This window comes from Aeromonas sp. 130281 (assembly GCF_056642115.1).
The window spans coordinates 424,720-442,172 of sequence record NZ_JBWVQS010000001.1 but is presented as its reverse complement, the minus strand read 5'-3'; the positions used below and the strand labels follow the sequence as shown (position 1 = coordinate 442,172).

The window sequence follows — 17,453 nt, the reverse complement described above, 5'->3', positions numbered from 1 at the left end:
GAGCAAGACGAGAAAGGAAAGGGGGCCGCTTGACGGCCCCCTTTCGTTATTGGTTGTTCACGTCCTCCACCCGCACCCGCAGGGCTCCCTCTGCGAGCGTGGTGACCAGTTGCTGGCCCGGGCTCACCTGGGCGGCGCGGCTGATGACCTCGCCACTGGGGGTGCGGGTGATGGAGTAACCCCGCCCCAGGGTGGCCAGCGGGCTTATCCCGTCGAGGCGCGCACTCAGCATGGCGAGGCGGTGGGCGGCGAGATCCTGGCGCTTGTTCATCAGGGTATGGAGCCGCTCTTGTGCCAGCTGGTGGCGACGCTTGCCGGCGGCCAGCAGTTTTTCCGGGCTCCTGGCCTGCAGCCGCAGTTCGAGGTTCGCGAGGCGCCGCTCCCCCTGATGCAGGCGATCACGCAGGTGCTGCTGCAAGCGGCGGTCGAGCTCGTCCAGACGCTGGGACTGCTGCTCCAGCCGGCGTTTGGGATCCTGATGGTCGAGCCGTTTTTGCAGCAGTACGAAGCCGTGGCGGGCAGCGGTCTGTCGCCGGGAGATGGCCTGCACCAGGCGCTGCTTGAGGTGCACCAGACGCTGGGCGCGGGCGCTCCTGTCCGGTGCCACCAGCTCGGCGGCGGCGGAGGGGGTGGGGGCGCGCAGATCGGCGGCGAAGTCGCTGATGGTGACGTCCACCTCGTGGCCCACGGCGCTCACCACCGGGATGGCGGAGTGGGCAATGGCGCGGGCCACCGCCTCCTCGTTGAAGCACCAGAGATCTTCGAGCGATCCGCCGCCGCGCCCGACGATGAGCACATCCACCTCGGCGCGGCGGTTGGCCAGGGCAATGGCGGAGACGATCTGGCCGATGGCGGCGCTGCCCTGCACCTGGGTCGGGTAGATAAAGACCGGGAGATCCGGGGCGCGGCGCCCCAGCACCGTCAGCATGTCGTGCAGGGCGGCGCCGGTGGCCGAGGTGATCAGCCCCACGGCGCGCGGCTCGCGGGGTAGCGGACGCTTGCGCCCCTCGTCGAACAGCCCCTCGGCGCCGAGGCGGCGCTTGAGCTCCTCGAAGCGCAGGGCCAGCATGCCGTCCCCGGCGGGCTGCATGGATTCGATGATGAGCTGGTAGTCGCCGCGGGGCTCATAGAGGGAGACCCGCGCCTGCACCAGCACCTGCATGCCATCTTGCGGCCGGAACGGCACCCGGCGGTTGTTGCCCTTGAACATGGCGCAGCGCACCTGGGCCGACATGTCCTTGAGCGAGAAGTACCAGTGGCCGGAGCTTGGCATCGCCAGGTTGGAGAGCTCGCCGGTCAGCCACACCAGCCCCAGATCCTGCTCCAGTATCATGCGCACGGCGCTGTTGAGGCGGGTGACGGTAAAGATCTGCTGTTGCCTGCTCTGGCTGGATTCGTCGAGGTGGTTCAAGGCTGGCCCTGCTGCTGTGTCCGCCGGAGCGGGGAGAAAACGATGGGGCACATCTTACCCCAGTTCGGCCCATCCGCCGAGTCCGTGTCTGTGGCCGCAGCGGCTGGCGCCAGTTTGCCTGTGCCATCTGCCGAGCCATGGGAGATCTGCCTGCCGGCGTTCAGCTCTGTGGCTGCGCCTTGGCCGGTTTGGCGGCCCTGCTCGGGCTCACCACCAGCCAGACCGCGAGACAGACGATGGCGCCGCCCGCCACGAAGCCGCCGGTGAGGGTCTCGCCGAGCACCAGATAGCCCCACAGTATGCCAAATGGGGGGATCAGGAAGGTGACAGTGAGCGATCGCAGGGGCCCGATATCGGCGATCAGCCTGAAGTAGATGAGATAGGCGAGGGCGGTGCAGATGAAGCCGACCGCCAGCACGCTGGCCCAGACCCCAGGCTGGGCCCAGTCGACGGCGGGGCCTGTCGCCAGGGTGTAGCCGAAGAAGGGGAGCAGGAAGAGGCAGGCACCGAGCTGGCTGCCAAAGGCCACCAGCTTGGCGTCCAGGCCCCCCCGCTCGCTGATCCAGCGCCGGGTGAGGAAGCCTGCGCAGCCATAGCAGGCGGTGGCGATGAGGCAGGCCAGCACCCCGATGGCCAGTTGACCGCTCAGGTCGACTTCCCCCGTGGTGGTGATGAGGGCTATGCCCATCAGCCCCAGCATGACCCCGGCCCACTTGCGCAAGGTCAGCGTCTCGTGGAAGAAGGAGAAGCCGATAAGAGCCCCCATCAGGGGCGTGGTGGCGTTGAGGATGGCGGAGTAACCGGCGGGCAGCCAGAGCGCGGCGATGGCGTACATCAGGAAGGGCACGCCTGAGTTGATGATGCCGAGCACCATGGCGGACTTGAGCTTGCCCTGAAACTGCATGGGGGTGCGCAGCAGCAACAGCATGGCGGCGAGCCCGACCAGGGCGAAGAAGACCCGCAGGAAGGTGGTGTTGACCGAGCCGAAGGCGGGCGCCGCGATGCGCATGAACAGGAAGCTGGCGCCCCAGATGGCCGCCAGCACCAGCAGCCGCACGTAATCCGATGTTCTCATCTTCTCTCCCTGAATGAAGTGCCCTGCTGCCCGAGATGGCAAGGGGCCTTGCATCATGGCGGCAAGCGCCCCCAATGGCAACGGCCCAGTGCAGGAGGCAAGGGGCTGATCATCTTCCCCGATGTGACCGCCACGAGCGCCGTGGCTCTATCCCCACGTGAGGACTTCCCCTTCAGTCCCATGCAAAGAAATGAAAGCGCTATCAATCACATACAGCCAATGGCGAGGTCGACATCGGTCACATTTTGCGCGTGCTGGCCATGAGTCGGTCACTCGGGACCCTAGACTGGTCGGGCTCATCCGAAGGCGGGCCTGTAGCGGATGGGGGAATGCCTGGGTACACAGGCGTCACACACAAAACAATGAAAATAAAGGACTATCAATGGCTAGATGGATACTCGCGGCCGGATTGTTGGGAACCCTGATCACGGCGCCGAGCACGGCGGCGGAGTGGTTCTTCCGGGGCACCGCGAATGGATGGGCGGCGACCGCCATGGTGTCGACCGATGGGATCAACTTTGACACCTGTCAGTTCTTCCAGGGTGGGGACGCCAGCGGCGGCCCGCGCTTTAAAATCGACCGATACGGTAACTGGCAGCAGAGCTACCCGAGCGCCGACTACGCGGTCACGGCCAATACCTCCTATCAGATCCGCATCCATGCCGGCACCCAGGCCATCACCACCACGGCGGTGGCGAGTTGCGAGGCCGCGGGGTTTGCCAGCACGCTGCCGCAGCTCAAGGTGCGCGGCACCTTCAATGGCTGGGCCAGCCTGCCCATGACGCTGGTGGCGGATCACCTGTGGCAGGCCGACGCCTACATGGATGGCAAGGCGAGCCAGCGGCTCAAGTTCGATCAGGCGGGTGACTGGGCCGTCAACTTCGGTGACAACAACGGCGACGGCGTGCTGGAGCGCAGCGGCGGCGACATCCTCTGGAGCGGCACCGGCAATGTGCGCTTCCAGGTCAACGACCAGACCCAGGCCTACAGCATCACGGCGCTCGGGGACGACAACCAGCCCCCCATCGCTGTCATCACCCCGGGGGGCATCCTGAATGTCGCTGTGGGGGATACCGTTACCTTGAGCGGCAGCGACTCCACGGATCCCGACGGCCAGATAGCGAGCTATCTCTGGAGCAGCGGCGAGACCACGGATAGCATCAGCGTCAACACAGCCCAGGCGGGCACCTTCACCTATGGCCTGACGGTCACCGACGATCAGGGGGCCAGGAGCAGCAGCAGCGTGAGCCTGGTGGTTGCCGCCCCCCAGACCGGCGGCAGCTGGTATTTCCGCGGCACCCCCAACAACTGGGGCCTGACCCCCATGACCAGCGAGGACGGAGTGAGCTTCTGTACCGAGCAGACGTTCGGCAGCAGCAACCCCCGCTTCAAGATTGACCGCAAGGGTGACTGGACCGAGGCCTACCCGGCCCAGGACTACAAGGTGAACGCCAACACCCGTTACCGCATCTGCTTCGATAGCCAGGACAAGACGCTGGAGGTGGCACCGCTCGCCGGCGCCGACAATCAGGCGCCCACCGTGACCGCCACCCCGGCCCCGGGGAGCTATGTGGATAGCCAGTCCATCACCCTGGGGGTGAGCGACGATAACGACAGCGCCCCCGCCGTCCATTTCACCACGGACGGCAGCACCCCCACCACGGCGTCCCCCCTCTACGCCGGTCAGGCCATTCTCGCCAGCGACAAGGGGAGCGGCACCGATCTGGTGATCAAGACACTGAGTGTCGATGGGACCGGCAATCAAGGGGAGCAGAGCTTCAGCTATCAGATTGGCGAGACCCCGGTGGCGGGGGGCGATTTTCGCGCCGAGAGCATCTACTTCCTGCTGACCGCCCGCTTCTACGATGGGGACGGGAGCAACAACTACTACAATCGGGACCGCTACAAGGCGGGGGATCCCCACTGGCGTGGCGACTTCAAGGGGCTCATCGAGAAGCTCGACTACATCAAGGATCTCGGCTTCACCGCCATCTGGGTGACGCCGCCGGTGGAGAACCGCTCCGGCCTCGACTACCACGGCTATCACGCCTACGACTTCTACCGGGTCGATCCCCGTCTGGAGTCGCCGGGAGCCGGTTATCGCGAGTTCATCCAGGCCGCCCACGCCAAGGGGCTCAAGGTGATACAGGACGTGGTGATCAACCATTCGAGCCAATACGGCCTGCGCGGCAAAACCTGGATCGATCGCCTGCCGGTCAAGTACTACGTGCCGGCGGGGTCGAGCCAGGGGCTCATCAACAACGGCCCCTATCAGGGCAACCTCGGGGACTACGCCAGCGCCAACCGCTGTGACGATGACAACCCGGCGGCCCCCGACTGGTACAAGGCCCGCTGCCAGTCCGATCCGGCGGGCACCCAGCCCCTGGTGGACCCCAAGACCGGGGCCACAGTGCCGAGCGCTGGCTACAACCCGAACCGCTTCTTCGGCATCGACGCCCAGACCCTGGATCCCAGCTGGTATCACCTGGACGGCTTCATGTCCGGCGGTGACTGGGAGAGCCCGCTCGCCCTGCAGCGCAAGCACATGGCGGGGGATTGCATCGATCTCGCCACCGGCAACCAGAACGTCAAGGAGTACCTCAACGGCGCCATCCACCAGTACCTCGACATGGGGGTGGATGCCATCCGCATCGATACCTTGAAGCACATAGAGCGGGACGAGCTGCTGACCTATGTCCACGATTGGCAGGCCCACAAGCCCGGGCTGTTCGTGTTTGGCGAGAACCTGGTCAAGGGCACCGGCTGGGGCTCTGAGCTGGCCAACGACAACGCCTCCGCGGTGATCCGCCCCTGGTGGTATACCCGCACCACGGCCAACCCGGCGGATCCCCGCGCAGGGGGCGATTCCGGCCTCTCTGTGCTGGACTTCTCCCTCTTCTCCACTTTCCGTGACAACGTCACCAAGGGGAGCTTTGGCGGGGTGGGGGGGATCTTTGCCATGGACTGGGTCTACGGGGATGCCACCAAGCTCATCACCTTCTTCCAGAACCACGACGTGGGGCCGGACAACGACTTCAAGTACCGCTACGGCGGGGAAGAGGGCAATGCGGCCATGACCTACAACCTGCTCTGGACCGCGCGGGGCATCCCGACCCTCTACTACGGGGAGGAGGTGATGTTCCAGGCCGGCAAGCCCCAGGACATCGACGGGGCCACCATGACGGTGGATCAGACCGGTCGCGCCTACTACGGGGAGGTGCTGGACAACCCGGCCACCCCGAGCCATCCGCTCTATCAGCACATCAAGCGCCTGAACCAGATCCGCAAGGCGGTGCCCGCCCTGCAGAAGGCGCCCATGAGCCAGGTGAACGAGTGGGGGAGCGGCATCAGCTTTGTGCGGGATCTCGGCGCCGAGGGCAGCTACGCCGCCGTGGGCCTCGCGGCCAACGCGGCCCAGCAGATAAACCTGAGCGGCCTGAAGAACGGCACCTACAGGGACGCGGTGACCGGCGCGAGCCAGAGCGTCAGCAACGGCAGCCTGAGCTTCCTGGTGCCCGCCTACTCGGCGCGGATCTGGGTGCTGAACGGCCCGGGCAAGGTGGGGGCTGACGGCAAGTACCTCAAATAAGGAAAACCTGTCACTGCGTGCAGCGAGTCGGCCTTGGGGCCGACTTTTTTATGGCGCCGGGGCATGATGCGGGGATGAGAGCAGGCCCATCCCGCCCGGATCGCGCCGGGGGAGGCAAGCGCAGGGCCCAGAATTGCACGTTTTTGGTGCGCTTGCCCCGATGTGGTGCATATCCTTGTTGTTTGCCCTTGAGCCTAATCCCGCAGAAACATGTCATATCGCCCCCATGGCGCCCTTCTGATGGGCATCTTTCATGCTGCAAAGTGGCATTTTATCGGCATGATAAACCGAAAAAGCGAGTTAATCAGGGATGACCACGACATGTTTTCGGGGTGACTGGGTAAACATGCTGATCCGGCAGGGAAGCCCATCCCCGGATTGGTATGATCCATCTGTTTTTTGGTGACTACTCGGAATTTAAATTCGATTTTTGATGGTATCTCGGACTCTTGTTTTGATTGGCGCTCTTTTTGCTGTGACTTGTCATGCCCATGATGGCGATGTCAGGGGCAGTGGGCCGCAAGGTCGGGGGCGGGTGCCAGCAGGCTTAATGCACCGCCGCCATCCGTGCCGGAGCGGCCTGGTTTTCGGGCAAGGGACGCCACAATCAATTCGTGTTAAGGAGTCATATGGAAGGTGAAATGACCATGCAGCCACTCTCTGCAGACAAGGGGCTGGCCCACACCCTCAAGGACGATGTCTACGGCATGGTGCTCGGCGTCATGTTTATCGCAGTCGGCCTCAATCTGCTCAAGTGCGCCGGCATGATCACCGGCGGCATCGCGGGCATAGCCCTGCTGCTCGCCCATGTCAGCAGCCTGCCCATAGGGGTGCTCTTCTTCCTGGTCAACCTGCCCTTCCTGGTGTTTGGCTACGTCACCATGGGGCGGGCCTTCATGGTCAAGACGCTGATCGTCAACGTCGCCCTCTCGGCCGCCACCCAGGCGGTGCCGCTGCTGTTGACGGTGAGCTATGTCCACCCCCTGTTCTCGGCCCTGGTGGGGGGTACCTTCCTCGGCATGGGGGTCTTGTCCCTGGCCCGCCACAACGCGTCGGTGGGGGGCATAGGCGTGGTGACGCTCTGGCTGCAAAGGCGCACCGGCATCAATGCGGGAAAGAGCCAGATGGTACTGGACGTGCTGGTGTTCGCCCTCTCCCTGCTCACCCTGCCGCTCTCTTTGCTGCTCTGGTCTACCTTGAGCGCGCTCGCCATGAACGCCATGCTGATGAACTGGCACAAACCCGGTCGCTATCAGGGGGGCTGAGTCCGGCCCCCTGCGGCGCGCGGGGGAGGGGAAGAGTTGAAAAGTGACCCGACGGGCCCTTGGCGGGCATTTGGCTGCCAACGGCAAAAAAGATCATCTTGTCGCGAAAAAAGGCATGGTTACGCCTGAATTTATTGGTTTTTTGCCCCGTTGGCGGCGTTAATCCGGGCTAGACCATAAAAAATTCAAAAAACTTCTTTACCACTGACCAATGCATGAGTAAAATTTGTCGGCAATATTTTACACCCCCACTCCTCAACGGTGAGATATTGCCATGCTCAGGATTGCCAAAGAAGCGCTGACCTTCGACGATGTACTGTTGGTTCCAGCCCACTCCACTGTTCTTCCGAATACCGCCGACCTGCGTACCAAGCTCACGTCTGCTATCTCCCTGAATATCCCGATGATTTCCGCTGCCATGGACACAGTGACCGAAGCCCGTCTGGCTATCGCACTGGCCCAGGAAGGCGGTATCGGCTTCATTCACAAGAACATGTCCATCGAGCAGCAGGCTGCCGAAGTGCGCAAGGTCAAGAAGTACGAGAGCGGCGTGGTCTCCGACCCCGTCACCGTACGCCCTGACATGACCATCGCCCAGATCAAGGAGCTGAGCCACAAGAACGGTTTCGCCGGTTACCCCGTGGTGACTGACGGCAACCAGCTGGTGGGCATCATCACCGGCCGTGATGTGCGCTTCGTGATCGATCTCTCCCAGACCGTTGAACAGATCATGACCCAGAAGGATCGTCTGGTCACCGTGCGTGAAGGGGCTCCTCGCGAAGAGGTGGTTGCCCTGATGCAAAAGCACCGCATCGAGAAGGTGCTGGTGGTCAACGCCGACTTCAAGTTGAAGGGCATGATCACCGTCAAAGACTTCCAGAAAGCCGAGCGCAAGCCGAACGCCTGTAAAGACGAGCGCGGCCGTCTGCGGGTCGGTGCCGCCGTCGGTGCCGGTGCCGGCAACGAAGAGCGTGTCGCCGCCCTGGTGGAAGCCGGTGTGGACGTGCTGCTGATTGACTCCTCCCATGGCCACTCCCAGGGCGTGCTGGATCGCATCAAGGCGACCCGTGAAGCCTACCCTGACCTGCAAATCATCGGCGGCAACGTCGCCACCGCCGCTGGCGCCAAGGCGCTGGTCGCCGCTGGCGTCAATGCCGTCAAGGTCGGTATCGGCCCGGGCTCCATCTGTACTACCCGTATCGTGACCGGTGTGGGCGTGCCCCAGATCACCGCCATCTCCGACGCCGTGGACGCCCTGGAAGGCACCGGCGTGCCTGTGATTGCCGATGGCGGCATCCGCTTCTCCGGTGACGTGGCCAAGGCCATCGCCGCGGGCGCAAGCTGTGTCATGGTGGGCTCCATGTTTGCCGGTACCGAAGAGGCGCCGGGCGAGATCGAGCTCTACCAGGGCCGCTCCTTCAAGTCCTACCGCGGTATGGGGTCCCTCGGCGCCATGTCCAAGGGCTCCAGCGATCGCTACTTCCAGACCGACAACGCCGCCGACAAGCTGGTGCCGGAAGGGATCGAAGGGCGCGTGCCGTACAAGGGCCGCCTCAAGGAGATCATCCACCAGCAGATGGGCGGCCTGCGCTCCTCCATGGGCCTGACCGGCAGCGCCACTATCGACGACATGCGCACCAAGGCCGAGTTCGTGCGCATCTCGGGCGCCGGGATGAAAGAGTCCCACGTCCACGACGTGACCATTACCAAAGAAGCCCCCAACTACCGGATGGGCTGATAAAACGGGGCCCTGCGCCCCGTTTTTCCACCATTTTTTTATCCCGTGCTTTTTGTGACAACATCAGCCTGATGCAGGAATAAAATGACTAAAGACATTCACGCCCACCGTATCCTTATCCTGGATTTTGGTTCCCAGTACACCCAGCTCATCGCCCGTCGCGTCCGTGAAATCGGCGTCTACTGCGAGCTGTGGGCCTGGGACGTAACCGAAGAGCAGATCCGCGAATTCAATCCGAGCGGCATCATCCTCTCCGGCGGCCCGGAATCCGTGACCGAGGCGGGCAGCCCGCGCGCCCCCGAGTACGTGTTCAACGCCGGCGTGCCGGTGTTCGGCATCTGCTACGGCATGCAGACCATGTCCGAGCAGCTCGGCGGCAAGGTGCAGTCCTCCAACCTGCGTGAATTCGGTTATGCCCAGGTCGAAGTGCTGGGCCACTCCGGCAAGACCAGTGCCCTCTTGCGCAACATCGAAGATGCCATCGCCGACAACGGCAATGCCCTGCTGGATGTCTGGATGAGCCACGGCGACAAGGTCACCGAGATCCCCGCAGGCTTCACCACCATAGCCCAGACCGCGACCTGCCCCCACGCGGCCATGGCCGACGAGGCCAAGCGCTTCTACGGCGTGCAGTTCCACCCGGAAGTGACCCACACCCGTCAGGGCGCCCGCATGCTGGAGCACTTCGTCAAGGATATCTGCGGCTGCGAATGCCTCTGGACCCCGGCCACCATCATCGACGACGCCGTTGCCCGCATCCGCGAGCAGGTGGGTGACGACGAGGTGATCCTGGGCCTCTCCGGCGGCGTGGACTCCTCCGTGGTCGCCATGCTGGTGCACCGCGCCATCGGCGATCGCCTGACCTGCGTCTTTGTGGACAACGGCCTGCTGCGCCTGAACGAAGGCACCCAGGTGATGGACATGTTCGGCGATCACTTCGGCCTGAACATCATCAAGGTCGACGCCGAAGAGCGCTTCCTCTCTGCTCTCGCGGGCATCGACGAGCCGGAAGCCAAGCGCAAGACCATAGGCCGCGTCTTCGTCGAGGTGTTTGACGATGAGGCCAAGAAGCTGAAAAACGCCCGCTGGTTGGCGCAAGGCACCATCTACCCGGACGTCATCGAATCCGCTGCCAGCAAGACCGGCAAGGCCCACGTCATCAAGTCTCACCACAACGTCGGCGGCCTGCCGGAAGAGATGAAGATGGGTCTGGTGGAGCCCCTGCGCGAGCTGTTCAAGGACGAAGTGCGCCGTGTCGGCCTCGAACTCGGCCTGCCTTACGACATGCTCTACCGTCACCCCTTCCCGGGTCCGGGTCTGGGCGTGCGCGTCCTTGGCGAAGTGAAGAAAGAGTACTGCGACTTGCTGCGCAAGGCTGATGCCATCTTTATCGAAGAGCTGCGCAAGGCCGACCTCTACAACCAGGTCAGCCAGGCGTTCGCCGTCTTCCTGCCGGTGCGCTCCGTTGGCGTCATGGGTGATGGTCGCAAGTACGACTGGGTCATTGCGCTTCGCGCCGTCGAGACCATCGACTTCATGACCGCTCACTGGGCTCACCTGCCGTACGACTTCCTCGGCCACGTCTCGAATCGCATCATCAACGAGATCAACGGCATCTCCCGCGTGGTGTACGACGTCTCCGGCAAGCCGCCCGCAACCATCGAATGGGAATGATCACCCGTTAGGCATCAGCTGGTACCAATCGGCATGAATAGACACTTAAGCCCATGTTTACATGGGCTTTTTTGTTTTTGTGTTTGGCATGGTCTGGCAACGGATGGCAGAGGTAAGCACCACTTGAGGATGGCATTCAAGGTGGTATTATCGAGGCATGATGCCATGAGTGATAGCCGATACCATGCTGCTTGACCCTATATGTTCATGGTATTTATTTACTTTAAGTAACTGTTTTTATTGTTGTTATTGCCTAGTTTCTGGGTGATTTTTTGGCATGGTATCGGATTCGAGGAAGGATAAGACTTTTGCTGACTGATACCAAGCTACGCAACCTCAAGCCGAGGGACAAACTTTACAAGGTGAATGACCGGGATGGCCTTTATGTAGCCGTTACCCCCGCCGGTTCGGTCTCGTTCCGTTACAACTACTCGATCAATGGCAGGCAAGAGACGATCACCTTTGGCCGCTACGGTGTCGGTGGTATCAGCTTGGCTGAAGCCCGCGAGCGGCTGAATGAAGCCAAGCGGATGGTGGCCGACGGTAAGTCTCCGGCTAAGGAGAAGGCCCGTAAAAAGGCTCGGGTAAAAGATGCTGAAACATTTGGTGCTTGGGCTGAAAAATGGTTGCGTGGTTACCAGATGGCCGACTCCACCCGTGATATGCGTCGCTCAGTCTATGCACGGGAGTTGGAAACGAAATTTGGCAACCAGAAGCTGACCGAGATCACCCATGAAGATTTGCGCATGCTGACAGATGCCATTGTGGAGCGAGGGGCTCCTGCAACGGCTGTTCATACCCGTGACATAGTGCTGCAGATTTATCGTTGGGCCATCGAGCGAGGGCAGAAAGTTGATAACCCAGCTGACCTTGTTAGACCAACGAGCATTGCCAGATTTGAGCCACGAGATCGAACATTGTCGCCTGCAGAAATCCGGCTTATGTATGAATTTATGGGGCGGATAGGTACATCACCCTCCATCCGTGCGGCGGTAAAGTTGCTGCTTTTGACCATGGTGCGTAAAAGTGAGCTGACCAATGCCACCTGGAACGAGATCAATTTCAGCGAGGCTCTTTGGACCATCCCAAAAGAGCGGATGAAGCGACGGACACCCCACTTGGTGTTTCTATCCAGACAAGCCCTAGACATCCTGATCGCATTGAAGACCTTCTCTGGTGGCTCTGACTATATACTGCCATCCCGTTACGACTCAGATTTGCCCATGAGCAGTGCTACCCTGAATCGGGTGATGACCATGACCTACACACTGGCACAGAAAGAAGGCAAGCCGCTCGCCAAGTTTGGGCCCCACGACCTGAGGCGTACCGCCAGCACCCTACTACATGAAGCTGGCTATAACACTGACTGGATCGAGAAATGCCTTGCTCATGAGCAAAAGGGCGTGAGAGCTGTATATAACAAGGCTGAATATCGCGAGCAGCGTACAGCCATGTTGCAGGATTGGGCGGATATGATTGATGAATGGACTCGGTCAATGTAGAGCAGGTCGATTGTTCTTACCGCTCAGTTTGAATTTTTAAAATAGAGCAGCCACATTTTCGTGAAATGTGGCTGCTGATTAGGTGTGTATTATCCTTCAAGAATAAAAATAAGCGCTATATACCAATATATATCAATTGATTTCCGTTGTCATAATTTTTCAGGAAGAGGTGGTCTATCTTTTCCAATTTTATCCATGAAGTTTTTTGAATCATTTTCTAACGCTTGATCGGAAATGATATTGGCAAAATTAATTATGGCTTTGGTAAAGTTTTCGAGCTTGACGTGGTTGGTTATACGTTCATGTTTTAGAATAAATCCAAATAGAAGGTCATTGTCTATTGGTAAGTATATTTCCGCTGTGTGATCATGATAGCTTATATATCTGGCGTTGATTCTTTGTCGATGAGCGAATTGAATTCTACAGTAATCTCTCAAGATTAACCCAGCACTTGCTATGAGCTGTTCTCTGTCACCATTAGTATATTTTGCTGCAGAGTTTAATATATCCCCTATAAACTCCGATAGAGATATGAAATCTTTTGGTGTTGAGTGAGATAGATAATCATCAATCAATACATTGAAATTTTCTGACTGATTATTGAGGGTTTCTTCTAATAAGGAATTTAATTTCTCCTCATTAAAGTTTAATGTATAGGTTTCGCCAATTATCTCTTTTAAAATTTCAATAAAGTCCTGACGTTCTATGCTAATATCCAAGCTGGGATTTACTATCATAACTAGTTCGTCAGGAAAGTGATCTAATGGAGTTTTTTCAGTTAATTTCTTTTTGGATAATGAATCCAAATTGTATTCTAGGTATGCTTCTCGCCTAATTGGTGATTTTGCTAGGGCTAGGACGAATTTATAAGAAAGTTCAGGGATGTTTGCGGATGAAACAATGTTGATCATTGCCGATATTATTCTTTTTTTAGATAAAATATCTAGTAGAGTATGCGAGACCATGTTGTTTAACATGAAAACAATAGTTTCAATTAGCCTTTGCTCTTGATTTGTAAGGTACAAATAATATAGTCCATCGACAAAATTTTGGATAATTTGGAATGTATTAAAGAAAGAAAGACTCTCCGAAATTTCGTATCTGGCACTTGCGTAAATACCTGAAACTAGCTCAGGGTTATATTTTATTAAGGCGAAGTCATTTAGATATTTATAGATTAAATTATTATCTTCATAAGTTATAGTAAACTCTTTCAACTCCTTTAATCGATTAGCAGCTCTGAGAGTAGGTGATTCATTTTTTATAGGTTTTTTCCTAGTAGTGAAGATGCTAGGGGTATGAAGGTGAAGCTCTTCTGCCATAATAGGAAAACCAGGAAAAAGAAAATTTTTAATGGTTGATATTTTATGTTCATCATCGAAATACTCTGTTGATTGTGCTATTACAAACCCTATGTTATCGTAGTGACTATATGGCTTACCATTGTTTCCTGAATTTGGTTGTGTCCAAGCAGGAAAAGCAGATTTAATTTCTTTCCCATGGTGTTGTATGGTCACTTTCATTTTTAGTAGTGGGTTGTTTTTATTTATGTAACCAATTATTTGCCCTGCTTTCCTCTGATGGATATCCTCATTATCTAAAGCCTCCTCTATAACTTTTATAATTTTATCTCTGTCATAACCTTTAGGGAATAATGTCTTCCAGAGAAAACCTGATTTATAATATTCATCAGGGTACATTGTTATTTTTGCCGCATTTCCAGTAAATAGTTCTCTGGGAATTCTTAGTGTAATAACTCCGTTTCCAAGCTCTCTTGCATAATACCAATATTTATGTTGTAAACTATGAAAAAAATGCAGATGCTCTAATTCGTTGATATAGTTTTTTTTGAATTTAACCCATGCATCATAAGTATGTAATCCTCCTCGCAATACAGTCATGTTATCATGCCCTTGAATTGGCCTTATGGTAAAATCCCCCTCTATAATGTGCTTGATTGCAGATTCTGATAGTGTTAGTTTTTTACCATCTTTTTGCGTAAACTCTTTAATCACAATCTTCCCCTTTTAATTTATCGGTTTATTCATGATTTATTTATTGTGACAATAGAAACTCTCTTCGAATAGATGGCAATGATTTGGAAATAGCTTGCCGCGTCATTGGTTTTTGTTTAACGGTTAGTATTCGTCTCCCAATATCAGTCTGATTCAATCCTAACTGTTTAAGGACAAGTATTATTTTTTTTGTGTCAGAAAATTTTGAGTCCACCATTCTACGAGCCAAGTTACGTAATTCGGCTTCATCTGCGGACTGCAAGGTTAATTTCAGCATCAATTGGAAAAAGTATTTATCTATCAGTTCATTGCCTGATAGTGCGTTAGGTCTGGATCGGTTGGTGCATTGATGAGTCAGTCTGGCAAGTTCGATATTAAACTTCGCTAGAGAGCGTTTTGCCTGTCTGTATAAAGGATTCCACTCACCAGTTACCAGCTTGGGTCGATGCTCACTGCAATACTGGTGACTGAGTTCTAATTTCTTGTGATCTTCGAGTTCGGAATTATTGATCCGGTTCTCCTCCACCGTTGCCATAAAGGTGGCAAACTCAGTCATATTCCCGCAGAATTCGCAAAATCCATGTTTTCGTTGCTTATTCAGGTTGACACCTTTTTGGGAGGTAGACCTTTTGGGAGATTTGCATGCACAGCACCAAACTAATCCAATCAAAGATTCAAGCGTAGCGACAAAACACATGTCTCTCGTCGTTTGCTGGTCTTCAGTTTTGATGAACTGTCGCAATAACTGACGTTGCATACGAACCATGGCCTCTAGCCCCACCAGTCTGACAATTTCACTGAAAGGTACACCGACCGCCGCACCAGGAAGATACCCTGTGTAGTTTGCTGGAAGAGTCTTTATGTAGCTATTTACAGCTTGGTCGAGGACTTCCTTGATCAAGCGAAGGATGGGGTAGCGGCGTGATGAAAGCGAGTATGGCAGCCAGAGTTCTTCAAACTGCTGGATGGCAGCCGAAATGTGATGATCGCAGTTTTCCCAGATGACTATCTTTGGTGCTTTTTTCATGTCAACCATTTTAGCCAATTAATACGCTTACTCAAGTTGTATTGCTTGGCACTATCAAGCCTTCACTAGTTGCTGGAGGAAAACACATGCAAACAATGGCATTCAAGACCCTGATTAATAGAAAAGCACTTTTGGACATGATCCCACTTTCTGCGCGAACAATTTACAACATGGAGCTGCGGGGAGAATTCCCGCGCCGTATTGCCCTGACAAGCAGAAATGTTGCTTGGGATCTATCGGAAGTCGAAAAATGGATTGAAGAGCGTAAGTCTTCAGGATTCCATGCTTCACGCCCCGGCCAGACTATTGGAGGTTAATAGCATGGCCCTCGATCTCATGGCCGCTTTTACTGAGCTGCCGCCGCCTATTGATTACGTCCTACCGAATATGGTTGCGGGAACTGTAGGCGCAATTGTTTCACCTGGTGGGGCGGGTAAGTCCATGTTGGCCTTACAGCTTGCGACACAGATTGCTGGAGGCCCAGATCTACTGAAGATCGGTGAATTCCTGACAGGGGCTGTGGCTTATCTGCCAGCTGAAGATCCGACCGCCACGATTCATCATCGGTTACATGTATTGGGTGCACATCTCACGCTTACAGAGCAGCAGGCGGTAGCTGATGGATTACTGATTGAGCCGCTGATTGGTCGGTGTCCTGACATTATGTCTTCGGCGTGGTTCGACGGACTTATACAGGTTGCTGATGGCCGACGTCTGCTGATTCTGGATACTCTGCGGCGCTTCCATATCGAGGAGGAGAACGCCAGTGGGCCAATGTCGCAGGTGATTGGCAGGATGGAGGCCATCGCTGTCGAAACGGGCTGCGCTATCGTATTTCTCCATCATTCCAGCAAGGGGGCGACCATGATGGGGGTTGGTGATCAACAGCAGGCCAGCCGTGGTTCATCTGTATTGGTCGATAACATCCGTTGGCAATCCTACCTTTCGGGGATGACGCCAAAGGAAGCCGAAGAGTTGGGGGTCAACGACGGCCAACGAGGTTACTTCGTCCGCTTTGGCGTCAGCAAAGCCAACTATGGAGCACCTTTTCCCGAACGTTGGCTGCGCCGACATGAGGGGGGCGTACTCAAGCCGGCTGTGTTGGAGAGACGGCGTAAAACTAAAGAAGTATTGCCGTTCAAGAAATCGGAAATTGCTCTGGAGGGCGCTGATGACAATTGGTAACAAGGTCGTTCCAACCAGTACCAGTGCGCAGGCACGAGTGATGATCTACCAGGCGACTCAACGCCCGAGTATGAGGGAGGCAAATTGGATGAAGACATCCTTTGGCCGTTGTTCTATTCAGGGGAGGCTAGGCCAGCGGCACGCAGATGTTGTTGAGGCAATCTTGTATTGTGCCGAACGTCGCCGCGATGTGTCCGATGGTGGTGTCGAACTTCTGGTAGACCCTGCCAAAGTGCGGAAAACGCTGTCAGACAGCCGGTATAGCCTCTTCCAGCTTGAGAAATTACTGACTGAGCTGCGAGCAGCAACCGTAACTATTGAAACGTCACAGTTCGATTTTCCAATAATCGGTGGTTTGATAGATCATGTTATCCCTTCACCGATGACACGCCTTGATCCTCTGACGGGAGGGGAGCGGAACTTATGGAGAGTTCGGCTTGGTATTGCACTGGTCATGCTATTGGAGCACGACCTAAGCCTGTACTACGATCCGGCCCCCATTGCCCGTTTGCGGCACGGTATTAGCCAAGCTATTGCTCGCCATATATTGACCCACAAGCATGATCCCACCGGAGGATGGCATGTTGACACCCTGATTCGCGCAGTCTGTGGTGAAAATCTTAATAGTCAAAAGATACGAAATGAGCGTCATAGGCTCAGGGAAGATGCGGAAAAATTGCATGCAGTTGGGATAACGATAGATGCTGAAAATAGGATAAAGCGTCTCATCCCTGCCCGATAGCGTTTCACACCCGCCCGATAGCGTTTCGCACCCGCCCGATGGCGTTTCATACCCGCCCGATGGCGTTTCACACCCGCCCGATTTTTTACTGTTTTGGCAGGATATTCAGGATATCTCAGGATCTTCAGGCGGTGTAACCGTCTGCTTTATGCGGACGGTTACACCTTGCTTGACTGCGCAATCGGCCAGAGGCCGAGGATTGAACGCCAGGAAAGGATCTAGCCCTGAAA

The 17,453-nt window shown here is 56.4% G+C and carries 12 protein-coding genes; 8 read left to right on the top strand and 4 right to left on the bottom strand.

Going from position 1 to position 17,453, the window contains the following annotated elements; all coding sequences use genetic code 11:
- Positions 1 to 46 precede the first annotated feature (46 nt).
- Together xseA and AC1IN8_RS01955 are read right to left on the bottom strand one after the other, a co-directional pair.
- Complete coding sequence (gene xseA / locus AC1IN8_RS01960) at positions 47 to 1,411, bottom strand: exodeoxyribonuclease VII large subunit (RefSeq protein WP_479757882.1); 1,365 nt, start codon at positions 1,409 to 1,411, stop codon at positions 47 to 49.
- A 160-nt stretch (positions 1,412 to 1,571) separates the two neighbouring features.
- Positions 1,572 to 2,486: a DMT family transporter gene (locus AC1IN8_RS01955; protein WP_479757881.1), complete on the bottom strand. Its 915-nt coding sequence runs from the start codon at positions 2,484 to 2,486 to the stop codon at positions 1,572 to 1,574.
- A gap of 382 nt (positions 2,487 to 2,868) precedes the next feature.
- On the opposite strand from AC1IN8_RS01955, the gene AC1IN8_RS01950 reads away from it, so the two are divergent.
- From AC1IN8_RS01950 to AC1IN8_RS01930, 5 genes are all read left to right on the top strand, one after another.
- On the top strand, positions 2,869 to 6,075 hold the full coding sequence (locus AC1IN8_RS01950; protein ID WP_479757880.1) for an alpha-amylase family glycosyl hydrolase: 3,207 nt from the start codon (positions 2,869 to 2,871) through the stop codon (positions 6,073 to 6,075).
- Positions 6,076 to 6,704: 629 nt separating this feature from the next.
- Entirely contained in the window at positions 6,705 to 7,340 is a 636-nt protein-coding gene (locus AC1IN8_RS01945) for a YitT family protein (RefSeq protein WP_479757879.1), read from the top strand.
- A gap of 274 nt (positions 7,341 to 7,614) precedes the next feature.
- Entirely contained in the window at positions 7,615 to 9,078 is a 1,464-nt protein-coding gene (guaB, locus tag AC1IN8_RS01940) for an IMP dehydrogenase (RefSeq protein ID WP_041992212.1), read from the top strand.
- A gap of 84 nt (positions 9,079 to 9,162) precedes the next feature.
- Positions 9,163 to 10,752 carry a glutamine-hydrolyzing GMP synthase gene (gene guaA / locus AC1IN8_RS01935; protein ID WP_289982878.1) on the top strand — a complete coding sequence of 530 codons (1,590 nt, stop codon included), beginning with the start codon at positions 9,163 to 9,165 and terminating at the stop codon, positions 10,750 to 10,752.
- Between the two features lie 308 nt (positions 10,753 to 11,060).
- Entirely contained in the window at positions 11,061 to 12,254 is a 1,194-nt protein-coding gene (locus tag AC1IN8_RS01930) for a tyrosine-type recombinase/integrase (protein WP_290122275.1), read from the top strand.
- 149 nt (positions 12,255 to 12,403) lie between these two features.
- Here the strand turns inward: AC1IN8_RS01930 and AC1IN8_RS01925 are convergent, their stop codons facing one another.
- Positions 12,404 to 14,269, bottom strand: a complete 1,866-nt coding sequence (locus tag AC1IN8_RS01925; protein ID WP_479757878.1) for a hypothetical protein — start codon at positions 14,267 to 14,269, stop codon at positions 12,404 to 12,406.
- Between the two features lie 40 nt (positions 14,270 to 14,309).
- Positions 14,310 to 15,296, bottom strand: a complete 987-nt coding sequence (locus tag AC1IN8_RS01920) for a LuxR family transcriptional regulator (protein ID WP_245094494.1) — start codon at positions 15,294 to 15,296, stop codon at positions 14,310 to 14,312.
- Positions 15,297 to 15,382: 86 nt separating this feature from the next.
- On the opposite strand from AC1IN8_RS01920, the gene AC1IN8_RS01915 reads away from it, so the two are divergent.
- From AC1IN8_RS01915 to AC1IN8_RS01905, 3 genes are all read left to right on the top strand, one after another.
- Positions 15,383 to 15,613: a helix-turn-helix transcriptional regulator gene (locus AC1IN8_RS01915; protein ID WP_033134993.1), complete on the top strand. Its 231-nt coding sequence runs from the start codon at positions 15,383 to 15,385 to the stop codon at positions 15,611 to 15,613.
- A 4-nt stretch (positions 15,614 to 15,617) separates the two neighbouring features.
- Positions 15,618 to 16,481, top strand: coding sequence for a helicase RepA family protein (locus AC1IN8_RS01910; protein ID WP_095593507.1), 864 nt, complete (start codon positions 15,618 to 15,620; stop codon positions 16,479 to 16,481).
- Between the two features lie 88 nt (positions 16,482 to 16,569).
- Positions 16,570 to 17,223 (top strand): ABC transporter ATPase, encoded by a 654-nt coding sequence (locus AC1IN8_RS01905; protein ID WP_245094487.1) that lies wholly within the window; start codon positions 16,570 to 16,572, stop codon positions 17,221 to 17,223.
- The last annotated feature ends 230 nt before the right edge of the window (positions 17,224 to 17,453 follow it).

Bases quoted from the DNA above. Each gene is read 5' to 3' on its own strand.
- AC1IN8_RS01955 (WP_479757881.1), bottom strand. From the start codon at position 2,486: ATGAGAACATCGGATTACGTGCGGCTGCTGGTGCTGGCGGCCATCTGG.
- AC1IN8_RS01950 (WP_479757880.1), top strand. From the start codon at position 2,869: ATGGCTAGATGGATACTCGCGGCCGGATTGTTGGGAACCCTGATCACG.
- AC1IN8_RS01945 (WP_479757879.1), top strand. From the start codon at position 6,705: ATGGAAGGTGAAATGACCATGCAGCCACTCTCTGCAGACAAGGGGCTG.
- guaB (WP_041992212.1), top strand. From the start codon at position 7,615: ATGCTCAGGATTGCCAAAGAAGCGCTGACCTTCGACGATGTACTGTTG.
- guaA (WP_289982878.1), top strand. From the start codon at position 9,163: ATGACTAAAGACATTCACGCCCACCGTATCCTTATCCTGGATTTTGGT.
- AC1IN8_RS01920 (WP_245094494.1), bottom strand. From the start codon at position 15,296: ATGAAAAAAGCACCAAAGATAGTCATCTGGGAAAACTGCGATCATCAC.
- AC1IN8_RS01915 (WP_033134993.1), top strand. From the start codon at position 15,383: ATGCAAACAATGGCATTCAAGACCCTGATTAATAGAAAAGCACTTTTG.
- AC1IN8_RS01910 (WP_095593507.1), top strand. From the start codon at position 15,618: ATGGCCCTCGATCTCATGGCCGCTTTTACTGAGCTGCCGCCGCCTATT.
- AC1IN8_RS01905 (WP_245094487.1), top strand. From the start codon at position 16,570: ATGAAGACATCCTTTGGCCGTTGTTCTATTCAGGGGAGGCTAGGCCAG.